This is a genomic window from Streptomyces sp. NPDC085481 (genome assembly GCF_044541845.1).
Taxonomy (GTDB): Bacteria; Actinomycetota; Actinomycetes; order Streptomycetales; family Streptomycetaceae; genus Streptomyces.
This window is the reverse complement of the sequence record NZ_JBITTJ010000017.1, coordinates 42,153-60,263: the sequence shown is the minus strand read 5'-3', so window position 1 is coordinate 60,263 and position 18,111 is coordinate 42,153. Positions and strand designations below refer to the sequence as shown.

16 protein-coding genes are annotated in these 18,111 nt (G+C 71.2%); 13 read left to right on the top strand and 3 right to left on the bottom strand.

The window, feature by feature from the left end; genetic code table 11:
- Positions 1-48 precede the first annotated feature (48 nt).
- From ACIGEZ_RS29535 to ACIGEZ_RS29515, 5 genes are all read left to right on the top strand, one after another.
- The gene (locus ACIGEZ_RS29535) at positions 49-1,245 is read left to right on the top strand and encodes an MFS transporter (protein WP_399836963.1); all 1,197 of its coding nucleotides are present in this window, start codon (positions 49-51) and stop codon (positions 1,243-1,245) included.
- Positions 1,246-1,282: 37 nt separating this feature from the next.
- The gene (locus tag ACIGEZ_RS29530) at positions 1,283-2,143 is read left to right on the top strand and encodes a sulfurtransferase (protein WP_399836960.1); all 861 of its coding nucleotides are present in this window, start codon (positions 1,283-1,285) and stop codon (positions 2,141-2,143) included.
- A 96-nt stretch (positions 2,144-2,239) separates the two neighbouring features.
- A complete protein-coding gene (locus ACIGEZ_RS29525; protein WP_399836958.1) occupies positions 2,240-3,385 on the top strand; it encodes an acyl-CoA dehydrogenase family protein in 1,146 nt (381 codons plus the stop codon).
- Positions 3,386-3,446: 61 nt separating this feature from the next.
- Complete coding sequence (locus ACIGEZ_RS29520; protein WP_399836955.1) at positions 3,447-4,205, top strand: NADPH-dependent F420 reductase; 759 nt, start codon at positions 3,447-3,449, stop codon at positions 4,203-4,205.
- 71 nt (positions 4,206-4,276) lie between these two features.
- On the top strand, positions 4,277-4,735 hold the full coding sequence (locus ACIGEZ_RS29515; protein ID WP_399836953.1) for a flavin reductase family protein: 459 nt from the start codon (positions 4,277-4,279) through the stop codon (positions 4,733-4,735).
- Positions 4,736-4,742: 7 nt separating this feature from the next.
- Here ACIGEZ_RS29515 and ACIGEZ_RS29510 read toward each other — a convergent pair whose 3' ends face one another.
- Positions 4,743-5,639, bottom strand: a complete 897-nt coding sequence (locus ACIGEZ_RS29510; protein WP_399836950.1) for a LysR family transcriptional regulator — start codon at positions 5,637-5,639, stop codon at positions 4,743-4,745.
- Between the two features lie 101 nt (positions 5,640-5,740).
- Between ACIGEZ_RS29510 and ACIGEZ_RS29505 the strand changes: the two genes are divergently transcribed.
- The 4 genes from ACIGEZ_RS29505 (at position 5,741) to ACIGEZ_RS29490 (ending at position 9,980) form a co-directional block, all read left to right on the top strand.
- Positions 5,741-6,679 (top strand): DMT family transporter, encoded by a 939-nt coding sequence (locus ACIGEZ_RS29505; RefSeq protein ID WP_399836947.1) that lies wholly within the window; start codon positions 5,741-5,743, stop codon positions 6,677-6,679.
- Positions 6,680-6,761: 82 nt separating this feature from the next.
- Positions 6,762-7,847, top strand: coding sequence for a substrate-binding domain-containing protein (locus tag ACIGEZ_RS29500; RefSeq protein WP_399836944.1), 1,086 nt, complete (start codon positions 6,762-6,764; stop codon positions 7,845-7,847).
- A 46-nt stretch (positions 7,848-7,893) separates the two neighbouring features.
- Positions 7,894-8,694 (top strand): ATP-binding cassette domain-containing protein, encoded by an 801-nt coding sequence (locus tag ACIGEZ_RS29495; protein ID WP_399836941.1) that lies wholly within the window; start codon positions 7,894-7,896, stop codon positions 8,692-8,694.
- On the top strand, positions 8,691-9,980 hold the full coding sequence (locus tag ACIGEZ_RS29490) for a sugar ABC transporter permease (protein WP_399836937.1): 1,290 nt from the start codon (positions 8,691-8,693) through the stop codon (positions 9,978-9,980). The genes ACIGEZ_RS29495 and ACIGEZ_RS29490 overlap by 4 nt, the downstream gene beginning before the upstream one ends.
- 51 nt (positions 9,981-10,031) lie before the next feature.
- Here ACIGEZ_RS29490 and ACIGEZ_RS29485 read toward each other — a convergent pair whose 3' ends face one another.
- Entirely contained in the window at positions 10,032-10,718 is a 687-nt protein-coding gene (locus ACIGEZ_RS29485) for an esterase/lipase family protein (protein WP_399836934.1), read from the bottom strand.
- A gap of 214 nt (positions 10,719-10,932) precedes the next feature.
- Between ACIGEZ_RS29485 and ACIGEZ_RS29480 the strand changes: the two genes are divergently transcribed.
- From ACIGEZ_RS29480 to fusA, 3 genes are all read left to right on the top strand, one after another.
- On the top strand, positions 10,933-12,099 hold the full coding sequence (locus ACIGEZ_RS29480) for a phosphatidylserine/phosphatidylglycerophosphate/cardiolipin synthase family protein (protein ID WP_399836932.1): 1,167 nt from the start codon (positions 10,933-10,935) through the stop codon (positions 12,097-12,099).
- A gap of 137 nt (positions 12,100-12,236) precedes the next feature.
- Positions 12,237-13,055 (top strand): arylamine N-acetyltransferase, encoded by an 819-nt coding sequence (locus ACIGEZ_RS29475; RefSeq protein WP_399836930.1) that lies wholly within the window; start codon positions 12,237-12,239, stop codon positions 13,053-13,055.
- Positions 13,056-13,398: 343 nt separating this feature from the next.
- On the top strand, positions 13,399-15,387 hold the full coding sequence (fusA, locus tag ACIGEZ_RS29470; protein WP_399836928.1) for an elongation factor G: 1,989 nt from the start codon (positions 13,399-13,401) through the stop codon (positions 15,385-15,387).
- A gap of 108 nt (positions 15,388-15,495) precedes the next feature.
- On the opposite strand, the gene ACIGEZ_RS29465 is transcribed toward fusA, so the two are convergent.
- On the bottom strand, positions 15,496-16,488 hold the full coding sequence (locus ACIGEZ_RS29465; RefSeq protein ID WP_399836925.1) for a response regulator transcription factor: 993 nt from the start codon (positions 16,486-16,488) through the stop codon (positions 15,496-15,498).
- A 972-nt stretch (positions 16,489-17,460) separates the two neighbouring features.
- Here ACIGEZ_RS29465 and ACIGEZ_RS29460 point away from each other — a divergent pair.
- The gene (locus ACIGEZ_RS29460) at positions 17,461-18,093 is read left to right on the top strand and encodes an FMN-dependent NADH-azoreductase (RefSeq protein ID WP_399836922.1); all 633 of its coding nucleotides are present in this window, start codon (positions 17,461-17,463) and stop codon (positions 18,091-18,093) included.
- The last annotated feature ends 18 nt before the right edge of the window (positions 18,094-18,111 follow it).

Genomic DNA, 18,111 nt, shown 5'->3' with positions numbered 1-18,111 from the left:
TCCCCCCAGCCGGCCGGCAGCGAACCACTGATTTCGATGTGAGGGAAAATGTCAATCCGTCTTCTGTCCCTGATGCTGTGCGTCTTCGGCATCACCACGGGTGAGTTCGTGGTGGCCGGGATCCTGCCCGATGTGGCCCAAGGGCTCGACGTCTCCATTCCGGCGGCGGGTCTCCTCGTCACGGCCTACGCCATCGGCATGATCTTCGGTGGCCCGGTGGTGACGGCCCTCACGGCCAAGTACCCCCGCAAGAAGCTCATCCTCGTCCTGCTGGTGATCGCGGTCATCGGCAACATCCTCTCCGCCATCGCCCCCGTCTACAGCGTCGCCCTCGTCGCCCGGCTCATCACAGCCCTGGTGACCTCGACGTTCTTCGCCAACGCCATCGTCATCGCCGTCTCCACCGTGGCGCCGGAGAAGGCCGCCTCCACCGTGTCCAAGCTGATCCTGGGCATGAACCTGGCGATGATCCTCGGTGCCCCGCTCGGCACCTTCGTCGGCAACAGCTTCGGCTGGCGCGCGACCTTCGTCGCCATCGCGATCATCTGCGCCCTCGGCCTGATCATGGTCACCCGCTTCGTGCCCGACGTCGCCAACGACACGAGCACCTCGGCCTTCGGCGAACTGAGGGTGCTCAAGAAGGCCCCCGTCCAGCTGGCCATCCTCGTCACCGTCGTCGGCAACGCGGGCCTGCTCATCGTCTTCACCTACTTCGCCCCGCTGCTCACCGACATCTCGGGCTTCAGCGACTCCGCGGTGCCGATCCTGCTGCTGGTGTACGGCGTCGGCGCGACGGTCGGCAACCTGTCGGGCGGCTGGCTGGCCGACCGCGCCCTGATGCCCTCGCTCGTCGGCCTGCTCGCCGGCCTCACCGCGGCCCTGCTCGGCATGTGGGCGGTCGGCGCCAGCCTCGTCGGCTCCGCGATCATGGTGTTCCTGCTCGGTGCGCTCGGCTTCTCCATCGTGCCCGGCACCCAGGCCCGCGTCATGGGCACCGCCTCGCAGGCGCCCACGCTGGCACTCGCGGTGAACTCCTCCGCCTACCAGCTCGCGGCGGCCCTCGCCTCGTGGCTCGGCGGCCGGATCATCGACGCCGACAGCCTCGGGCTGCGCGACATCTACCCGGTGGCCGCCGGCATCACCGTACTCGGCATCCTGACCTGCCTGTTCGCCTGGCAGCGGGACCGCCGCACCGCCGCGGCCGCCCCGAAGCCCGGTCCCGACGCCGAGGTCTCGGTGGCCTGACCACGCCCGCGTCCTCCCACCCGCAAAGGAGCGCACCATGCCCCGTGAATCCGTCGTCGTCACCGGAGAGTGGGCGGCAGCCCGTCTCGACGAGCCGGGAACGGTGTTCGTCGAGACCGGTAACAGCGATGCCGACTACCGCAAGGGTCACGTCCCCGGTGCGGTCTGGATCGGGTGGGACGAGTTCCAGGACGGCGTACGGCTCGGCGTCATCGACCGCGGCGCGTTCGAACGGCTGTTGAGCGCGAAGGGCATCGGCAACGACGACACGGTGATCCTCTACTCGCTCAACTCCAACATGCTCGCCGCCCTCACCCTGTGGTACTTCCGCCTGTACGGGCACCGCTCGGTGAAGCTGATCGACGGCGGCCGGGAGAAGTGGCAGCGCGACGGCCTCCCGCTCACCGCCGAGGAGACCGTCCGCGCCGCCACCGCCTACCGCGCCGCCACGCCCGACCCCTCGATCCGGGCCACCCGCGACGACGTGCTCGCCGCGATCGGCACCAAGAACCTGATCGACGTCCGCACCCCCGACGAGTACGCCGGCCGCATCTTCGCGCCCGGCTTCGCCGGCGAGGCCTTCACACCGGGCAACAGCCCGCACGACGTCGCCCAGCGCGCCGGCCACATGCCCGGCGCCGTCAACCTCGGCTGGGAGGCCGTCCTCGACGAGGACGGCGCCTTCAAGGCCGGGCCCGAACTGGCCCGGATCTACGGCGACCTGGACCCCGGGCGCGGATCCATCACCTACTGCTGGGTGGGCGCCCGGTCGGCGCACTCGTGGTTCGTCCTCAGCGAGCTGCTCGACTGGCCCGACGTCAGGAACTACGACGGCTCCTGGGGCGAGTACGGCTCCCTGATGGGCGTGCCCGTCGTCCGCGGCGACGCCCCGCAGTAGGCCCGCACCACCCCCCCCGCAGGGAACGAGACAGCACGAGACAACCGAACCGCCGCACCCCGTACGGGGTGCGGCCCCACCCGGAAGAGGTCCGCGATGAGCTCCGACGTCCTCACCGCCGTCGCCGCCCTGGCGCCGCAACTCACCGCTGCCGCCGCCCAGGCCGACACCGACCGCAGGCTGTCCGACGACAGCGTCGCGGCGTTGCAGGAGACCGGCGTGTTCCGTACCGCCACGCCCAAGCGGTACGGCGGCGGCGAGGCGTCGCTCCGCACCCACCTCGAACTGGCCTCCGCCGTCGCCGCGATCGACGGCGGCGCCGGCTGGCTGACCTCGCTGTGGAACGGCAACAGCTGGTGCGTCGCGCTCTTCCCGGAACAGGCCCAGGACGACGTGTGGGGCGCCGACCCCGACGCCCTGATCAGCGGCACCCTCAAGCCGAGCGGCCCGGTCCGCCGGGTGCCCGGCGGCTACCGGCTCAGCGGCGCCTGGAGCTACGCCTCCGGGATATGGCACGCGTCGTGGGTGATCGCCTCCGTCGTCCTCGAGGACGGCCCGGCGGCCTTCCTCGTACCGCGTGAGGACTACGAGATAGTCGACGAGTGGCACATGGCCGGCATGCGGTCGACCGGCAGCAACCGCTACGTCGTCGACGACGCCTTCGTGCCCGACCACCGGATCCTGAAGCTCGGCCCCGTCGTGGGCGGCGCCAACGTCACCCTCTCCCTCGCCCCTTCGTACCGCGCCGCCATCGTGCCCTCGCTCGTCCTCATGGTCGCCGGCCCCCAGCTCGGCCTCGGCCGGGCCGCCCTGAAGCACGTCGTCGAGTCCGCCGGGCAGAAGGGCATCGCCTTCACCAACTTCGCGCGCCAGAGCGACTCCGTGGCCTTCCAGCTCCAGATCGCCGAGGCCGCCACCGCCCTCGACACCGCCGACCTGCACGCCTACCGCGCCGCCGACGCCCTCGACGGCCACGCCACCGAGGCCGTCTACCCCGCCGAACTCCTGCGCGCCCGCTACCGCGCCGACGCGGCCGTCGCCGCCCGGCACGTCAACCGCGCCCTGGAGACCCTGATGACCGCCCACGGATCGAGCGGCCTCGCCGACGCCAGCCCCCTGCAGCGCATATGGCGCGACGCCAGCGTGGCCGCCCGCCACGGCATGCTCATCCCGCAGGTCAACATGGAGGTCTACGGCGCCGCCCTGCTCGGCGCGGAGAACACCGTGAGCCCCTTCGTATGACCGGCCTCCCCCGTACCGCACCACCGGAACACCGCAACGAGCGAACTGGAGATACTCCATCGTGACGAAGACCCTCGGGCTGATCGGCAGCGGCATGATCGGCGGCGTGCTCGCCCGCCTCGCCGTCGACGCAGGCCTCGACGTCGTGCTCAGCAACTCCCGCGGCCCCGAGACCCTCACCGACCTCGTCGCCGAACTCGGCCCGCGGGCCAGGGCCGCCACCGCCGACGAGGCCGCACGGGCCGGCGACCTCGTGGTGGCGACCATCCCGCTGCACGCCTACGACCGGCTGCCCGCGGATGCTCTCGCGGGCCGGACCGTCATCGACACCATGAACTACTACCCGGAGCGCGACGGCCGCATCGCCCCGCTCGACCGGCGCGAGGTCACCTCAAGCACGCTGGTCCAGCGCCACCTCGCCGACTCCCACGTCGTCAAGGCCTGCAACAACGCCTTCTACCTCGCCCTCCTCACCCGCGCCCGCCCCGCCGGATCGCCCGAACGCAGCGCCCTGCCCCTCGCGGGCGACGACCCGGCCGCCAAGGCCGAGACGACCGCGCTCCTGGACGCCCTCGGCTACGACACGGTGGACATCGGCACTCTCGACGACAGCTGGCGCAGCGAACCCGGCACGCCCGTCTACGTCCGGCCGTACTTCCCCGGCATGCCGCCCTGGGGATCGAGCCAGGACGACCTGCAGCGCTGGTTCCGCGAGACCAAGGCGGCCCCGGTGACCGCCGACCTCGTCAAGGAGCTCACCGGCCTCGCCGTCCGCAACCACGCGGGGGAGCGGCTTCCCGGCAGGTTCACGTCCGACTGACCGCACAGAATGGAGCACCGGTGACCGATGCACACGGGGGACGGCCGACGGAGGCTTCGTTTCGACAGACGATGTCCAGATTCGCGTCGGGGGTCGTCGTGCTGTCCGTGGGCGAGCCCCACGTGCACGCGATGACCGCCAACGCCTTCGGGTCGGTGTCGCTCGACCCGCCGCTCGTACAGTGCTGTGTCGCTCACACGGCGGTCATGCACGACAGCCTCACCCGGTCCAGGAGCTTCGGCGTGTCGATACTGGGCGCCGGACAGGAGCCGCTCGCCCGCTACTTCGCCGACAAGTCCCGCCCGCTGGGCCTGCCCCAGTTCGACGGCATCTCCTGGACCCCGGGCCCCCTCACCGGCGCGCCGCTGCTCCCGGGCGCGCTGGCCTGGCTCGAGTGCAAGCTGGTCGAGTCGTACGTGGCCGGCGACCACTCGCTGTTCCTCGGGGAGGTCCTCGCCTCGGCGACGGGCGACGGGGAGGGGGCCCTGCTGTTCTACGCGGGCCGGTTCGAGCGGACGCAGGCGTCCTGACGGGTCCTCAGGCCGACCGGGCCGCCTCCTCGTCGAGGGCCCGCAGCAGCGCGCGCAGTGCCGCGTGGTCCGCGGCGCCCTCCCGTACGGCCGCGTGGACCGCGCGCACCGGCTCGGGCCGGCGCAGGCGGCGCAGGACGACGCCGGGGCGGCGCGCGCCCAGGCCCAGACGCGGGACGAGCGCCACGCCGAGACCGGCGGCGACGAAGCCCAGCGCGGTGGCGTAGTCCTCGCTGCGGGCCGCGAAGCCGGGGCTGAACCCCGCGGCGGCACAGGCGTCGAGCACCACGTCGAGGCAGGGCCCCGGCGGCTCGCTGCCGATCCAGGGCTCGCCCGCGAGGTCGGCGAGGTCGAGGACCCGCCGGCCCGCGAGCGGGTGACCGCTGGGGAGCGCGGCGAGGTACGGGTCGTCGAGGAGGGGCAGCAGGCGCACCCCCTGGTGCCGGCGGTCCCGGGGGCGGACCACGATCGCCACGTCGGCGTCGCCGCGCTCGACCTCGGGCAGCGGGTCCTCCGGGTCGATGAGCCGCAGGTCGATCCGTACGCCGGGATGCTCGCGGCGCAGCCGGGCGAGCGCGGGTGCGACCAGGGTGGGCCCGACCGAGGTGAAGTAGCGGACGGAGAGGCTGCCGGTGCGCCCGTCGCGCAGATCGGCGAGGGCCGTCTCGGCCTCGGCGATGGCCTTGCCGATGATCGCGGTGTGCTCGCTGAGCAGCCGGCCCGCCGCAGTGGGACGCACGCCCCGGCCCGCACGTTCGAGCAGCGCGACGCCCGCCTCCCTCTCGAGCGCCGCCACCTGCTGGCTGATCGCGGAGGGCGTGTAGCCCAGGTGCGCGGCGGCCGCGGTCACCGAGCCGGTGGTGACGACCGCCCGCAGGATCTGCATCCGCCTCACATCGAGCATGTAGCCCAGCTTAATCCAGATACAGAACCTTTTGATTGTGCTTACGTGTCCTGGCGCGGGATCGTCTCAGGAGGAGTGAAGCCCCCGAGAGGAGAACGACCGTGAAGGGTGCGGCGGGCAGGACTTGGGCGTGGGCCCGGATCGGCGTGCTCGCGCTGCTCTGGGGCTCGACCTTCCTGTGGATCAAACTGGCCCTCGACGTCCTCACACCGGTCCAGGTCACCCTCGCCCGCTGCCTGCTCGGCGCCGGCACCCTGCTCGTGCTCTGCCTGGCGACCGGGCACGGGCTGCCCCGCGGCCGGGCCGTGTGGCGCCGCCTCCTGGTGGCCGCCTTCTGGTGCAACGCGCTGCCGTTCGCGCTGTACAGCGTCGGCGAACAGACCGTGGACTCCGGAGTGGCGGGGGTCCTCAACGCCACCACCCCGTTGTGGTCCCTCCTGGTGGGCGTCGTCCTCGGCTCGGAGCGCGGCATCCGGCCGGTGCGGATCGGCGGCCTCCTGCTCGGCTTCGCCGGGGTCGTGCTGATCTTCGCCCCCTGGCAGCGGGCCGGGCAGATCGGCTGGGGCTCCCTCGCCATCGTGGCCGCCGCCGCGAGCTACGCCGTCGGCTTCGCGTACATGGGCCGCCATCTCGTCGGCAAGGGGCACCCGACGCTCTCCCTCTCCACCGCCCAACTGCTCGCCGCGAGCGCCCTGACCGCCCTCGCCCTGCCGGCCGGCGGCCTCGCCCCGGTCCACCTCGACCGGGCCGGACTGCTCGCGGTGCTGGCCCTCGGCGTCCTCGCCACCGGGGTCACCTTCCACCTCACGTACCGGATCATCGCCGACGAGGGCGCGACCAGCGCGGCGACCGTCGGCTACCTGCTGCCCGTCGTCTCGGTCGGGCTCGGCGCCGCCGTGCTCGACGAGCCGATCGGCCTGCGCGTCGCCGCCGGAATGGCGGTCGTCCTGGTCGGCGTGGGCCTGACCCGGCGTACGGCACGGGGCCCCGAGCCGCGTGAATGGTCCGCTCAACGGGTTGGGGCTAATGTCGAGGTATAGGCCGAGGTGCGCCCGCGCTCCCGCGGTTTATCGCAGGATGTCTCGCGGTGAAGGCGAGGAGGGCGCGCGAAAGGAGCCTCCGATGACCCGTACATTGCGAGCTGCGATAGCGGTGGCCGGAACCGTGGCCCTGTCGTTCGGCGTGGTGGCCACGACGGGCGCGGCGGCCCAGCCGGACGAGGCACGGCAGGACGTGAAGATCGGACTGCTGCTGCCGGAGAGCAAGACCACGCGGTACGAGAAGTTCGACCGGCCGTACATCGAGCAGAAGATCAAGGAGCTCGCTCCGGACGCCCAGATCGACTACTACAACGCGGCCGAGAGCGCGACCACCCAGCAGCAGCAGGTCAACACCGCACTCGCCAAGGGCGACAAGGTGCTGATCCTGGACGCCGTGGACGCCAAGTCGATCCAGTCCTCCGTGGAGAAGGCCAACAAGGCCGGCGTGAAGATCGTCGCCTACGACCGCCTCGCGCAGGGTCCCGTCGACGCCTATGTCTCGTACGACAACCACAAGGTCGGCGAACTGCAGGGCAAGGCCCTGCTCGACGCCCTCGGCGACAAGGCCGGGAGTGGGCAGATCGTGATGCACAACGGCTCGCCCACCGACCCGAACGCGGCCGAGTTCAAGGCCGGCGCCCACTCCGTCCTCGACGGCAAGGTGAAGATCGGCAAGGAGTACGACACTCCCAACTGGGACCCGAACAACGCCAACCAGCAGATGTCCGGCGCCATCAGCGCCCTGGGCAAGGACAACATCGTCGGTGTCTACTCCGCCAATGACGGACTGGCCGCCGGCATCTCCACCGCCCTCAAGGCCTCCGGCATCAACGTGCCGTTGACCGGACAGGACGCCCAACTCGACGCCATCCAGCGGATCCTGCTCGGCACCCAGACGATCACCATCGAGAAGCCGTACAAGCCCGAGGCCGACATCGCCGCCACGATGGCCGTCAACCTCGCCGAGGGCAAGGCGCTTCCCCGCGACCTGATCCCCACCACCGTCACCAGCGGCAGCGGCCAGAAGGTCCCGGCCACGCTGCTGACCCCGGTCGTGGTGAACAAGGACAACATCAAGGACACGGTCGTCAAGGACGGTCTGTACACGGTCCAGGAGATCTGCACGCCGACCTACGCCGACGCCTGCAAGAAGGCCGGACTCGAGTAGCGGGCACCCCCGCGACCGGGCGCACCCGCCGAGGAGGCGGTTGAAGTTGCCGGAAGCACCTGTGCTGACATTGCGGGGGGTCTCCAAGAGGTTCGGCGCGGTCCAGGCCCTGTCGGACTTCGACCTGGAGGTCCACCCCGGTGAGGTCGTCGCCCTCGTGGGCGACAACGGCGCCGGCAAGTCGACCGCCGTCAAGGCGATCGCCGGCGTGAACCCCCCGGACGACGGCGTCATCGAATGGCAGGGTCGGAAGGTCTCGATCAACCGGCCCCACGACGCCCAGAACCTCGGCATCGCCACCGTGTACCAGGACCTCGCCCTGTGCGACAACCTCGACGTGGTCGGCAACCTCTTCCTCGGCCGGGAGCTGCGCCGCTTCGGGGTGCTCGACGAGGTCCGCATGGAGCAGCGCTCCCGCGAACTGCTCGAAACCCTGTCCATCCGCATCCCCTCGGTGCGCATCCCGGTCGCGTCGCTCTCCGGCGGCCAGCGCCAGACGGTGGCGATCGCCCGCTCCCTGATCGGCGACCCCAAGGTCGTCATCCTGGACGAGCCGACCGCCGCGCTCGGCGTCGAGCAGACCGCCGAGGTCCTCGACCTCGTCGAACGGCTCCGTGAACACGGCCTCGGAACCATCCTGATCAGCCACAACATGGTGGACGTGATGGCGGTCGCCGACCGGATCGCGGTGCTGCGCCTCGGCCGTAACAACGGCTTCTTCGACAAGCGCGCCACCACCACCGAGGAGATCATCTCCGCCATCACCGGGGCCAGTGACAGCGCCGTCACCCGGCGCCAGGCCCGGATACGCGAAGAGCGGCAGGCACGAGGGGAGGACGAGCGATGAACCGCGGCAAGGACCCCGACCGTCTCCCCGACGACAAGGCCGCGCAGGATGCGGCGCGGGAGGCCGTGCCCGCCGTCGACAGCCGGCTGATCGTCCGCGAGGAGGGCGTGCGCGGCTATCTCGCCGAGTTCCGGCGCAAGTTGCGCAGCGGTGAGCTGGGCTCGCTGCCCGTCATCATCGCCGTGATCATCATCTGGACGGTGTTCGGCAGCCTGGACAGCACGTTCCTGTCCGCGCAGAACCTCTCCGACCTCAGTCAGCAGATCGTCGGCACCGGCATGATCGCCGTCGGCATCGTCTTCGTGCTGCTGCTCGGCGAGATCGACCTGTCCGTCGGCTCGGTCAGCGGCCTGTGCGCCGCCATCTTCGCGGTGCTCAACGTCATCAACGGCATGAACCAATGGCTGGCGCTGCTCGTCGCCGTGGCCGGGGGAGCCGCGGTCGGCCTCATCCAGGGCTTCTTCTTCGCCAAGGTCGGCGTGCCCGCCTTCGTCGTCACACTGGCCGGCAACCTCGCCTGGAACGGCCTGATGCTGCAGGTGCTCGGCAGCAGCGGCACCGTCAACATCCCCAGCGAGAGCGTCGTGTCCAAGCTCTACTCGACGATCTTCGAAAGCCCGGCCGCGGCCTATGTCACCGCGGGCGTCGGCGTCGGACTCTTCCTGCTCGCCTCGCTCCTCGACGCCAAGCGCCGGCAGGCCGCCAGGGTGCCGTTCCGGCCGGTCGCCGAGATCGTGCTGCGTACGGTCGTCATCGCGGCGATCGCCTTCGCCGCGGCTTACATCCTCAACCAGTACCAGGGACTGCCGCTCGCCCTGCTCATCTTCCTGATCCTGCTGGTCCTGCTGGACTTCGTCCTGCGCCGCACCCGCTACGGGCGGCAGATCTTCGCGGTCGGCGGCAACATCGAGGGTGCCCGCCGCGCCGGCATCAGCGTGCCGTTCGTCCGCATGAGCGTCTTCACGATCGCCGGCACCATGGCGGCGGTCGGCGGCATCTTCCTCGCCGGACAGATCCAGTCCGCGAGCCAGACCTCCGGCGGCGGCAACCTCCTGATGAACGTGATCGCCGCCGCCGTCATCGGCGGCACGAGCCTGTTCGGCGGACGCGGTTCGGTGTGGTCCGCGCTGCTGGGCGCCCTGGTCATCGGCTCGATCCAGTCGGGCATGAACATCATGGGCGTCAGCAACGCCGTCCAGTTCATGATCACCGGCTCGGTCCTGCTCGCCGCCGTGGTCGTCGACTCGCTGTCCCGCAAGAGCCAGAAGGCGGCGGGGCGGGCCTAGCCAGGGGTGCCTCGCCGAAGACGCCGGGCCCGCGGCCTCCGGCACCGCGCCTCAGCCGCCGAGGAACGCGAGGACGTTCCGGTGGACGCCCGCGTCGGACAGCAGGGCGTTGTGGTCCAGGCAGCCGGCCGGGTGGTTGGCGGCGCCGGTGAGCGGGACGCTGTCGTCGGGGTTGATCACCTCGTCGCAGTTCGACCAGAAGGTCGCGTACGCCACCGGGCCGGGCGTCTCGTCACCGGCAGCCAGCTGCTTCTGCACCCAGCTCCCGGGGGTCATGTCCCGGCAGGCCTGATCCCACAGGGCGCACCCCCAGGCGATGCTCGTGCCGTGGTTGGGCCCGCCCAGCGAGACCCAGTGCGCGACGGTCGAGCCGCCGCCGAACTTGGCGTACCAGCGGGTGGGCAGGCTGCCGAAGGAGTGGGCGACGATGTCGACCTGGGCGGCTCCGGTCTGCCGGCGCACGTCGTCGACGTACGAGGCGAAGCGGCCGGCCAGGACCTCGTTGACGGACTGGTGGGTGTCGTAGCCCCACCGGAAGACCTCGTCGTCGCGGTAGCCGGCGGCCTTGAGGGCACCGTCAAGACCGCCCCAGACGCCGGGGTCCGCGTTGTAGCCGTGGACCAGGATGACGGGCCGGTGGGCAGAGGCGGCGGTCGCCTCGGGTGCGGCACCGAGGCCGGCGGCCAGGGCGGCGAGGGTGACGAGCAGGGCGTTCATCAGTGCGAGCGGTCGTCGCATGGAGGTGCCTTCCTCGGGATCTGACGGAGCATCATGTCCGGGCGGAGCAGCGTATCGCCATGCACACGACAGTGGCGACGGTTCGGCGGCGGCTCCGCACCTTCCGCTCCCGGACCGGCCGCCCGCCGCACAGGGGCGCGCAGGTCAGGTCTACTCTGGCGCGCACCGCGCACGGTCGAACTCGCGTCCGTGCGCGTGATCCGTCGTCAGAGGAGTGATTCCGATCTTCACAGCAGTACACCGGCGCATAGGCGCGGCTCTCCTTCTCGCCGGCGCCCTGCTCCTGCCGGGCACCGGCACCGCGGCCGCCGAGGGCACCGTGCCGGTCACCACCGGAGCGGTGTTCAACAACCCCAAGGGGACCACGGCGGAGCAGAACGCCGTCAAGACCCACATCATCGACGCGATCGGCGCCACACAGCCCGAGCGGGTGATCCGCGCAGCGCTCTACGCCCTGACCGACCAGGACTACACGAACGCCCTCGTCGCTGCGCACGAGCGCGGAGTGAACGTCCGGGTCGTCCTCGACGCGAAGTACAGCGACTCGGCCGCCGCGCAGTCCCTGATCGGCACCCTCGGCCGCGACCGGGCCGCCCGCTCGTGGGTCCAGGTCTGCTCCGCGGGCGGGGCGTGCATCGCGACCGGCGGCGTGAACCCGATCAACCACAACAAGTTCTTCACCTTCTCGCGGATCGGCGACGCGGGCGTCGCCGAGGACGTGGTCATCCAGGCCTCCGCCAACCAGACCGCGGTCAACACGGCCAAGTACTGGAACAACGCCTACACCGTGGTCGGCAACACCGAGCTGTACACGGCGTACGTCGCCTACTTCAACGACCTCGCCGACGGCGTGAAGAACGCGAACTACTACACCACCGCCAAGGTCGGCACCGAGAAGTACTACTTCTTCCCGCAGCAGACCGGCGACGTGGTCGTCGACGTCCTCAAGAACGTCTCCTGCACCGGCAACACCACCGTCGGCACCTCCACCCACCGCTCCATCGTGCGCGTCGCCGCCTTCGCCCTGCACCGCGACGCGGTGGCCGACCAGCTCGTCGCACTGGCAGGCCAGGGCTGCTCGGTCCAGATCGTGTTCGCCGAGAGCAACGAGGTGGCCACCCTGAAGGGCCGCGCCGGCATCACGCTGGAGCAGCTCAAGACCGACGACGGCTACCTCCTGCACTCGAAGTACCTGCTCGTCGAGGGCAACTACGCCGGCCACCCCGACACCAAGTGGACCTTCACCGGCTCCCACAACCTGGACGAGTCGTCCCTGCGCGAGAACGACGAGGCCCTGCTCCGCCTCGAAGGCGCCGCACCCCACGACGCGTACGCCAGGAACTTCGCCTCGCTGCTCGGATACGCCACCCCGGCGGTCTGACGGGGAGGCAGGAGGCACTCCTCCTCGTACGTGATGCCATGGCGGCGGGCGACACCGGTCGCCGCGCCCGCCGCCATGTGCACTCCCGCCGCCCCCGGCGCGTGCCCCCAGGCCGATCCCGTACGTACGGTGGAGACATGACCATCGACATCGACGCCTACCTCGCCCGGATCGGCTGGACCGGAGAGCGCCGTCCGACCGTGGACGTGCTGCGCTCCGTCCACCGCGCCCATATGCTCGGCATCCCCTTCGAGAACATCGACCCGGTCCTCGGCCGCGCGCCGTCGCTCGCGGTGCCGGACCTGGAGGCCAAGCTCGTCCGCGGCGCACGCGGCGGCTACTGCTACGAGCACAACACCCTGTTCGCCGCGGCGCTCACCGCCCTCGGCTTCCGGGTCACCCTGCTCGCCGCCCGCGTCCTGGTCGGCGCCAAGCCGGGCGACGTCCGCCCGCGCACGCACATGCTCATGCTGACCCACGTACCCGGCGAGCCCGTGCCCTACGTGAGCGACGTCGGCTTCGGCAGCATCGGCGCCCTGCTCGAACCGCTGCCGCTGACCGCGGACACGGAGCTCCACGACACCCCGCGCCGCCACCGCCTGGTCCACGCGCCGCACGACGGCCCGCTGGAGCTGTGGAAGCTCCAGACGTACGGGCAGCAGGACGGCGCCTGGGAGGACCAGTACTCCTTCACGGTCGAGCCCTTCGAGGCCCCCGACTACGAGGTCATCAACTGGCACATCGCGACCAACCCGCGCTCCCCCTTCGCCCACGGCCTCTACGCCCAGCGCACCACCACCGACACCCACCTCGCCCTGACCGCCCGCCACCTCACGGAGACCGCTGCCGACGGCACCCGCAAGGAGCGTGACCTGGCCGACCCGGACGAGGTCCTCCGCGTCCTCGCCGACGACTTCGGCATCAGGCTCCCGGAGGGCACGCGGCTGCCGGAGTAGGTGACCGCCCCGAGCGCGCCGGCCGGCCGGCCGCGCGGGGAGCGGGGAAAACCGGTGTTCTCCCGGGCCTCTGGATCCCTAGACTCCCTGACGCAAGCCATCGAGCCACGTCCGGCGAATTCGCGAAGGGAGACGACCATGCGCGCGCAGGCCCCTGCCATCGCCGCCGTCGGTCTCGTCTCCCGTGCTCGGTACGACGTGATCCTCGCCTCTTCGTCCGTCCGGTGCCGGCTGCGCGGCCGGCACCGCTGACCCGCGACGAAGACGAGACGTCTTCCTCTGCCCGCCGTCGCGGGAATCGCGCTGCCTGCATCCGCTTCGCACGCGAAAGAACGACACCATCATGCGTACCCGCATCCGCAACATCGGCATCCTGGCCCACGTCGACGCCGGCAAGACCACGCTCACCGAGCGGTTCCTCTACCTCACCGGGGCCACCCACAAGCGGGGTGAGGTCCACGACGGCACGACCGTGACCGACTTCGACCCGCAGGAGCGCGACCGCGGCATCACCATCTTCGCCGCGGCCGTCAGCTGTGACTGGGACGGGCACCGGCTGAACCTGATCGACACGCCGGGGCACGTCGACTTCGCCGACGAGGTCGAGCGCGCGCTGCGGGTGCTCGACGGAGCCGTCGCCGTGTTCGACGCCGTCGCCGGCGTCGAGCCGCAGAGCGAGTCGGTGTGGCGGCAGGCCGACCGGCACGGCGTTCCGCGCATCGCGTTCGTCAACAAGCTCGACCGCGCGGGCGCCGACCTCGATACGGCCGTGGAGTCCATCCGTACCCGGCTCGGCGCCGTACCGCTGACGGTCCAGCTGCCCATCGGCCGCGAGGACGCGTTCACCGGAGTCGTCGACCTGGTCCGCATGCGGGCGCACGCCTGGGCGGCCGGAGCCGACACGTACACCGAGGGCCCCGTGCCCGAGGAGCTGAAGGACGAAGCGGTGTGCCGACGAAGGGAGTTGGCGGAGTCGGTGGCCGAACTGCACCCCGCCGCCTTCGAGGAGTTCTGCGCGCACGGCACGCTCACCGACGACGCCCTGGCCGCCGCACTGCGCGACCTGACCCTGTCCGGGGAGGCCGTCGTGGTGCTGTGCGGGTCCGCCTACCGCAACCGCGGGGTCGAACCGCTGCTCGACGCCGTCGTCGCGTACCTGCCCGCGCCGTCGGACCTGCCACCCGTACGGGGCGAACACCCGGCCGACCCGGACGCGCCGTTCACCGCCCTGGCCTTCAAGGTGAGCGCCACGCCCACCGGCCGCATGACCTACCTCCGCGTCTACGCGGGAACGCTCCGGAAGGGGGACACCGTGCTCGACACCACCGCACGCCGCACCGAGCGGATCGCCAGGATCCTGCGGGTGCAGGCCGACCGGACGACGGAGGCGCAGCAGGCCGTCGCGGGCGACATCGTGGCCGTCGTCGGCCCGAAGACGGCCCGTACCGGCGCCACGCTGTGCGCACCGGACGCACCCGTGCTCCTCGAACCACCGGTCTCCGCCGACCCGGTCGTCACCGTCGCCGTCGAGGCCCGGCGCGGCCTCGACACCGAACGGCTGGCCGCCGCACTGGCCCGCCTCACCGAGGAGGACCCGTCGCTCGTGGTGCGGACCGACCCGGAATCGGGCCAGACCGTCCTGTCCGGCCTGGGCGAGCTCCACCTGGAGGTCGCGGTGGAGAAGCTGCGCCGCGCCCAGGGCCTGGAGGTCACGGTGGGCCGGCCCCGTGTCGCGTACCGCGAGACGGTCGTCGAGGGCGTGGCGGGGCTGACGTACCGGCATGTCAAACAGGACGGCGGCGCGGGCCAGTTCGCCCATGTCGTCATCGACGTCGAACCGCTGGCGGAGGGTGACTTCGAATTCCGCTCGACCGTCACGGGCGGGCGGGTCCCGCAGGAGTTCGTCCGCGCGGTCGAGGGCGGCTGCCGGGACGCGCTCGCCGAGGGCCCGCTCGGCGCTCACCCCGTGACGGGTGTCCGGGTCACCCTCACGGACGGTTCGACCCACGTGAAGGACTCCTCGGAGCTCGCCTTCCGCGCCGCGGGGCGCTTCGCCCTGCGCGAGGCACTGCGGGCGAGCCGCATGACGCTGCTCGAACCGGTCGCCGAGGTCACCGTCACCGTCCCCGACAGCGTCGTCGGCACGGTGTTGGGCGACCTCGCCGCCCGCCGCGGCCGCGTCACCGACTCGACCACCCGCGGCGGTACGGCGGTCCTGACGGCGACGGTCCCGCTGGCCGAACTCTTCGGCTACGCCTCGCGCCTGCGCGGGCGTACCCAGGGGCGCGGAACCTTCACCACCACGCCGTCCGGCTACGTGCCGGTCGGCTGACCCCGCCGCCACCCGAGGCCGGGACCCGGCGCCGCGCGCGCCGGACCCGGCCTCGGGCCGGGGCCGTGGCACCCACCCTTGGCGACGCTTCGAGCCGGCGCGCGCTTCCTACACGGCGACGCGCGCCCTCGCGACACCGCCCGCCCGCGTGAGCCGTGACTCCTCGGCCGCCGGTTCCGTCGCGCGTCGCTCCTCCGGGAGGCGGGTCCACGTGCCGGCGAGTTCGACGCGGGAGGAGACGTCGAGTTTGCGGAAGATCTTCTTGAGGTGGAAGGCCACCGTGTGGGGGGAGATGAAGAGCTGGCGGGCCACCCGCCCGTTGGTGAGGCCCTGGCTGACCAGTTCGGCGACCGCGTACTCGGTGTCGGTCAGCTGGCTCGCCGTCCGCCGGACGCGGCCGGATCTGAGGGCGCTCCGGCCTCCGTTGACCTCCAGTTCGCGGAGCTTGCTGGCCACCCGCAGGACGTCGCGGCGCGCGCCGACCGCTCCGTAGCCGTCCGCCGCGCGCTTGAGCAGGTCGGCCGCCTGGGCGTGCTCGGGTCGGCGGGTGAACCGTACGGCACTCGCGTCCTCCAGGGCCGAGGCGCGGGCCCAGCCGTCCAGGTGCAGGGTGGAGGCCTTCTCGAGGGCGGCGGCGTTCTTCTCGTGGAGGCCGGTGGCGTGGACGGACGCGGCCTGGATCGTACGGAACGTCCGGTTGCGGGCGCCCAGTTCGCCGACCAGGGAGACCGTGCGGGCGGCGATGCCCTCGTCGCCCAGCTGCTGCGCGGCCCGTACCAGCCAGGCGGCCGCCGCGGGCTGCGACACCAGCAGCTCCTGGGTCATCGCCCGGTCCTGTATCAGGTCGCTGAGCAGGCAGCCGACGCTGGCGGGTCCGTCCCGGGCTTCCAGGGCCTGCGCGACGGCCCAGGCGCACTGGCCGGCCATCAGGCGGGAGTGGCCGAACAGGGCGTTGTCCCGCAGCCGGTTCGCATAGACAAGGCCGGCGTTCGGATCGAGCCGCCGTGTCGCGCTGACGGCCATCACGAGGTTTCCGTTCGGCACCGATCCGCGGTTGCCGGTCTGATGGGCAAGACGCAGGCCGGCCTCGGCCGATTCCATTGCGGCGTCCAGATCTCCCAGGGCGAGTGACGTTTCCGCCCGGCACATCAATTCGTCGGGTTGCCCATCGGGTTTGCCGGAACTATGGACATGTGACTGATGCTCGGTAAGTATCCTCGTGGCGGACGCCAGGCCTCGGGCGCGGGTCAGCAGGGTCGCGTACCAATACCTCGCCCTTGGCGGACTATCCGCCCTTGCTTTGGCCGCCTCTCGTGCCGCGGCCATCGCGGCGAGATTCATGCCCCTGGCCAACTGGCCGTCGATCCAGGACTGCACTGAAGCGGAGACTAATCGGCCCACTTCGCTCGATGCGTGAAGGGAGGGGTCGGGAACCGTAGATGCCTGAAATGACACTCGTGCCTCCGAATCGGTACCAGGACGCCTGGTGGCGGCGAACTGCTCGGTAAGTGCGGTCGATCGCTCGTTGTTCCCTCGGGTGAATCGCGTGGAGACGGCGTGGTCGGCGTGCTCGGAGCTCGTCTCAGGTTGCGATCGGGGCCGAAGTCTGTCAAGCGGATCAAGGTGGGGGTGGTGTTCCCCTTTTTCCGGGATGTCCGGCGATCCGGAACGCGGGATTCAATGCGGGTGAATGAATGGGGAAGGCCAGGTGGTCGGCCTTGTCCACGTGCCGCGCCGTCCTGCCGCCGATCGCGGTCGGTCGTCGTTTCCCTGGCCGGATTCCGGTGGTGTGGAGGAGACCTCCGGGTGCCGCGCGCTCCGTCAACGATGACCAGAATTCTGCCGAGAATGGCCGAGAGACCCCGTTTCCTTTTGGAAACGGCACCTCACATCGCCGATATCGCCACGAAGAGCGACGAGACCCCCACAAGACCCTCACCGCTCGGCCCGGGGCTACCAGACTGAGGGATGCCCCCGCCCGGACAGCCCCTGCCAGACTCGGCGAAGTCGGCTCTGCGCTTCGCAGACCTTCTGCCGTCCTCACGAACAACCCAGGAAAACCAGGGGTCTTCTGTGTCTTCTCTTCTTCACATCGACGCGAGCATCCGCACCGAGGGCTCCACCTCGCGCCGGCTGACCTCGTACTTCGCGACCGAGTGGCGGCAGAACCACCCCGACGCCGGCTACGTCTACCGCGACCTCGCCGCCCAGCCCATCCCGCACATCAGCCACCCCGTGCGCGAGTACCTCCTCGACCCCAGCCGCGACCACGGCCAGACGGCCGAGGAGCAGGCGCTCGCCGACGCGGTGGCCGCCGAGGTGCGCGAGGCCGACACGATCGTGCTCGGCGTGCCGATGTACAACTACACGATCCCGTCGAGCGTCAAGGCCTGGATCGACCTCCTCGTCACCCCGGCCCACATGATCCCCCCGGGCGCCGAGTCCGGTGCGCTCAGCGGCAAGTCCGTCATCGTGGTCACCGCGCGCGGCGGCTCCTACGCGCCGGGCACCCCGCGCGAGGGCTGGGACTACCAGGAGTCGTACCTGCGGGCCGTCCTCGGCTCGATCGGTCTCGCGGACGACCTCACCTTCGTGCACGCCGAGCTGACCCTCGCCGCGATCGTGCCGGCCATGGAGGCGCTCAAGCCGCTGGGCGAGAAGTCCCTGGCGACCGCCCACGACACGCTCAAGAAGCTGTCCGTCTGATTCCTGCGCGCCCCGCGG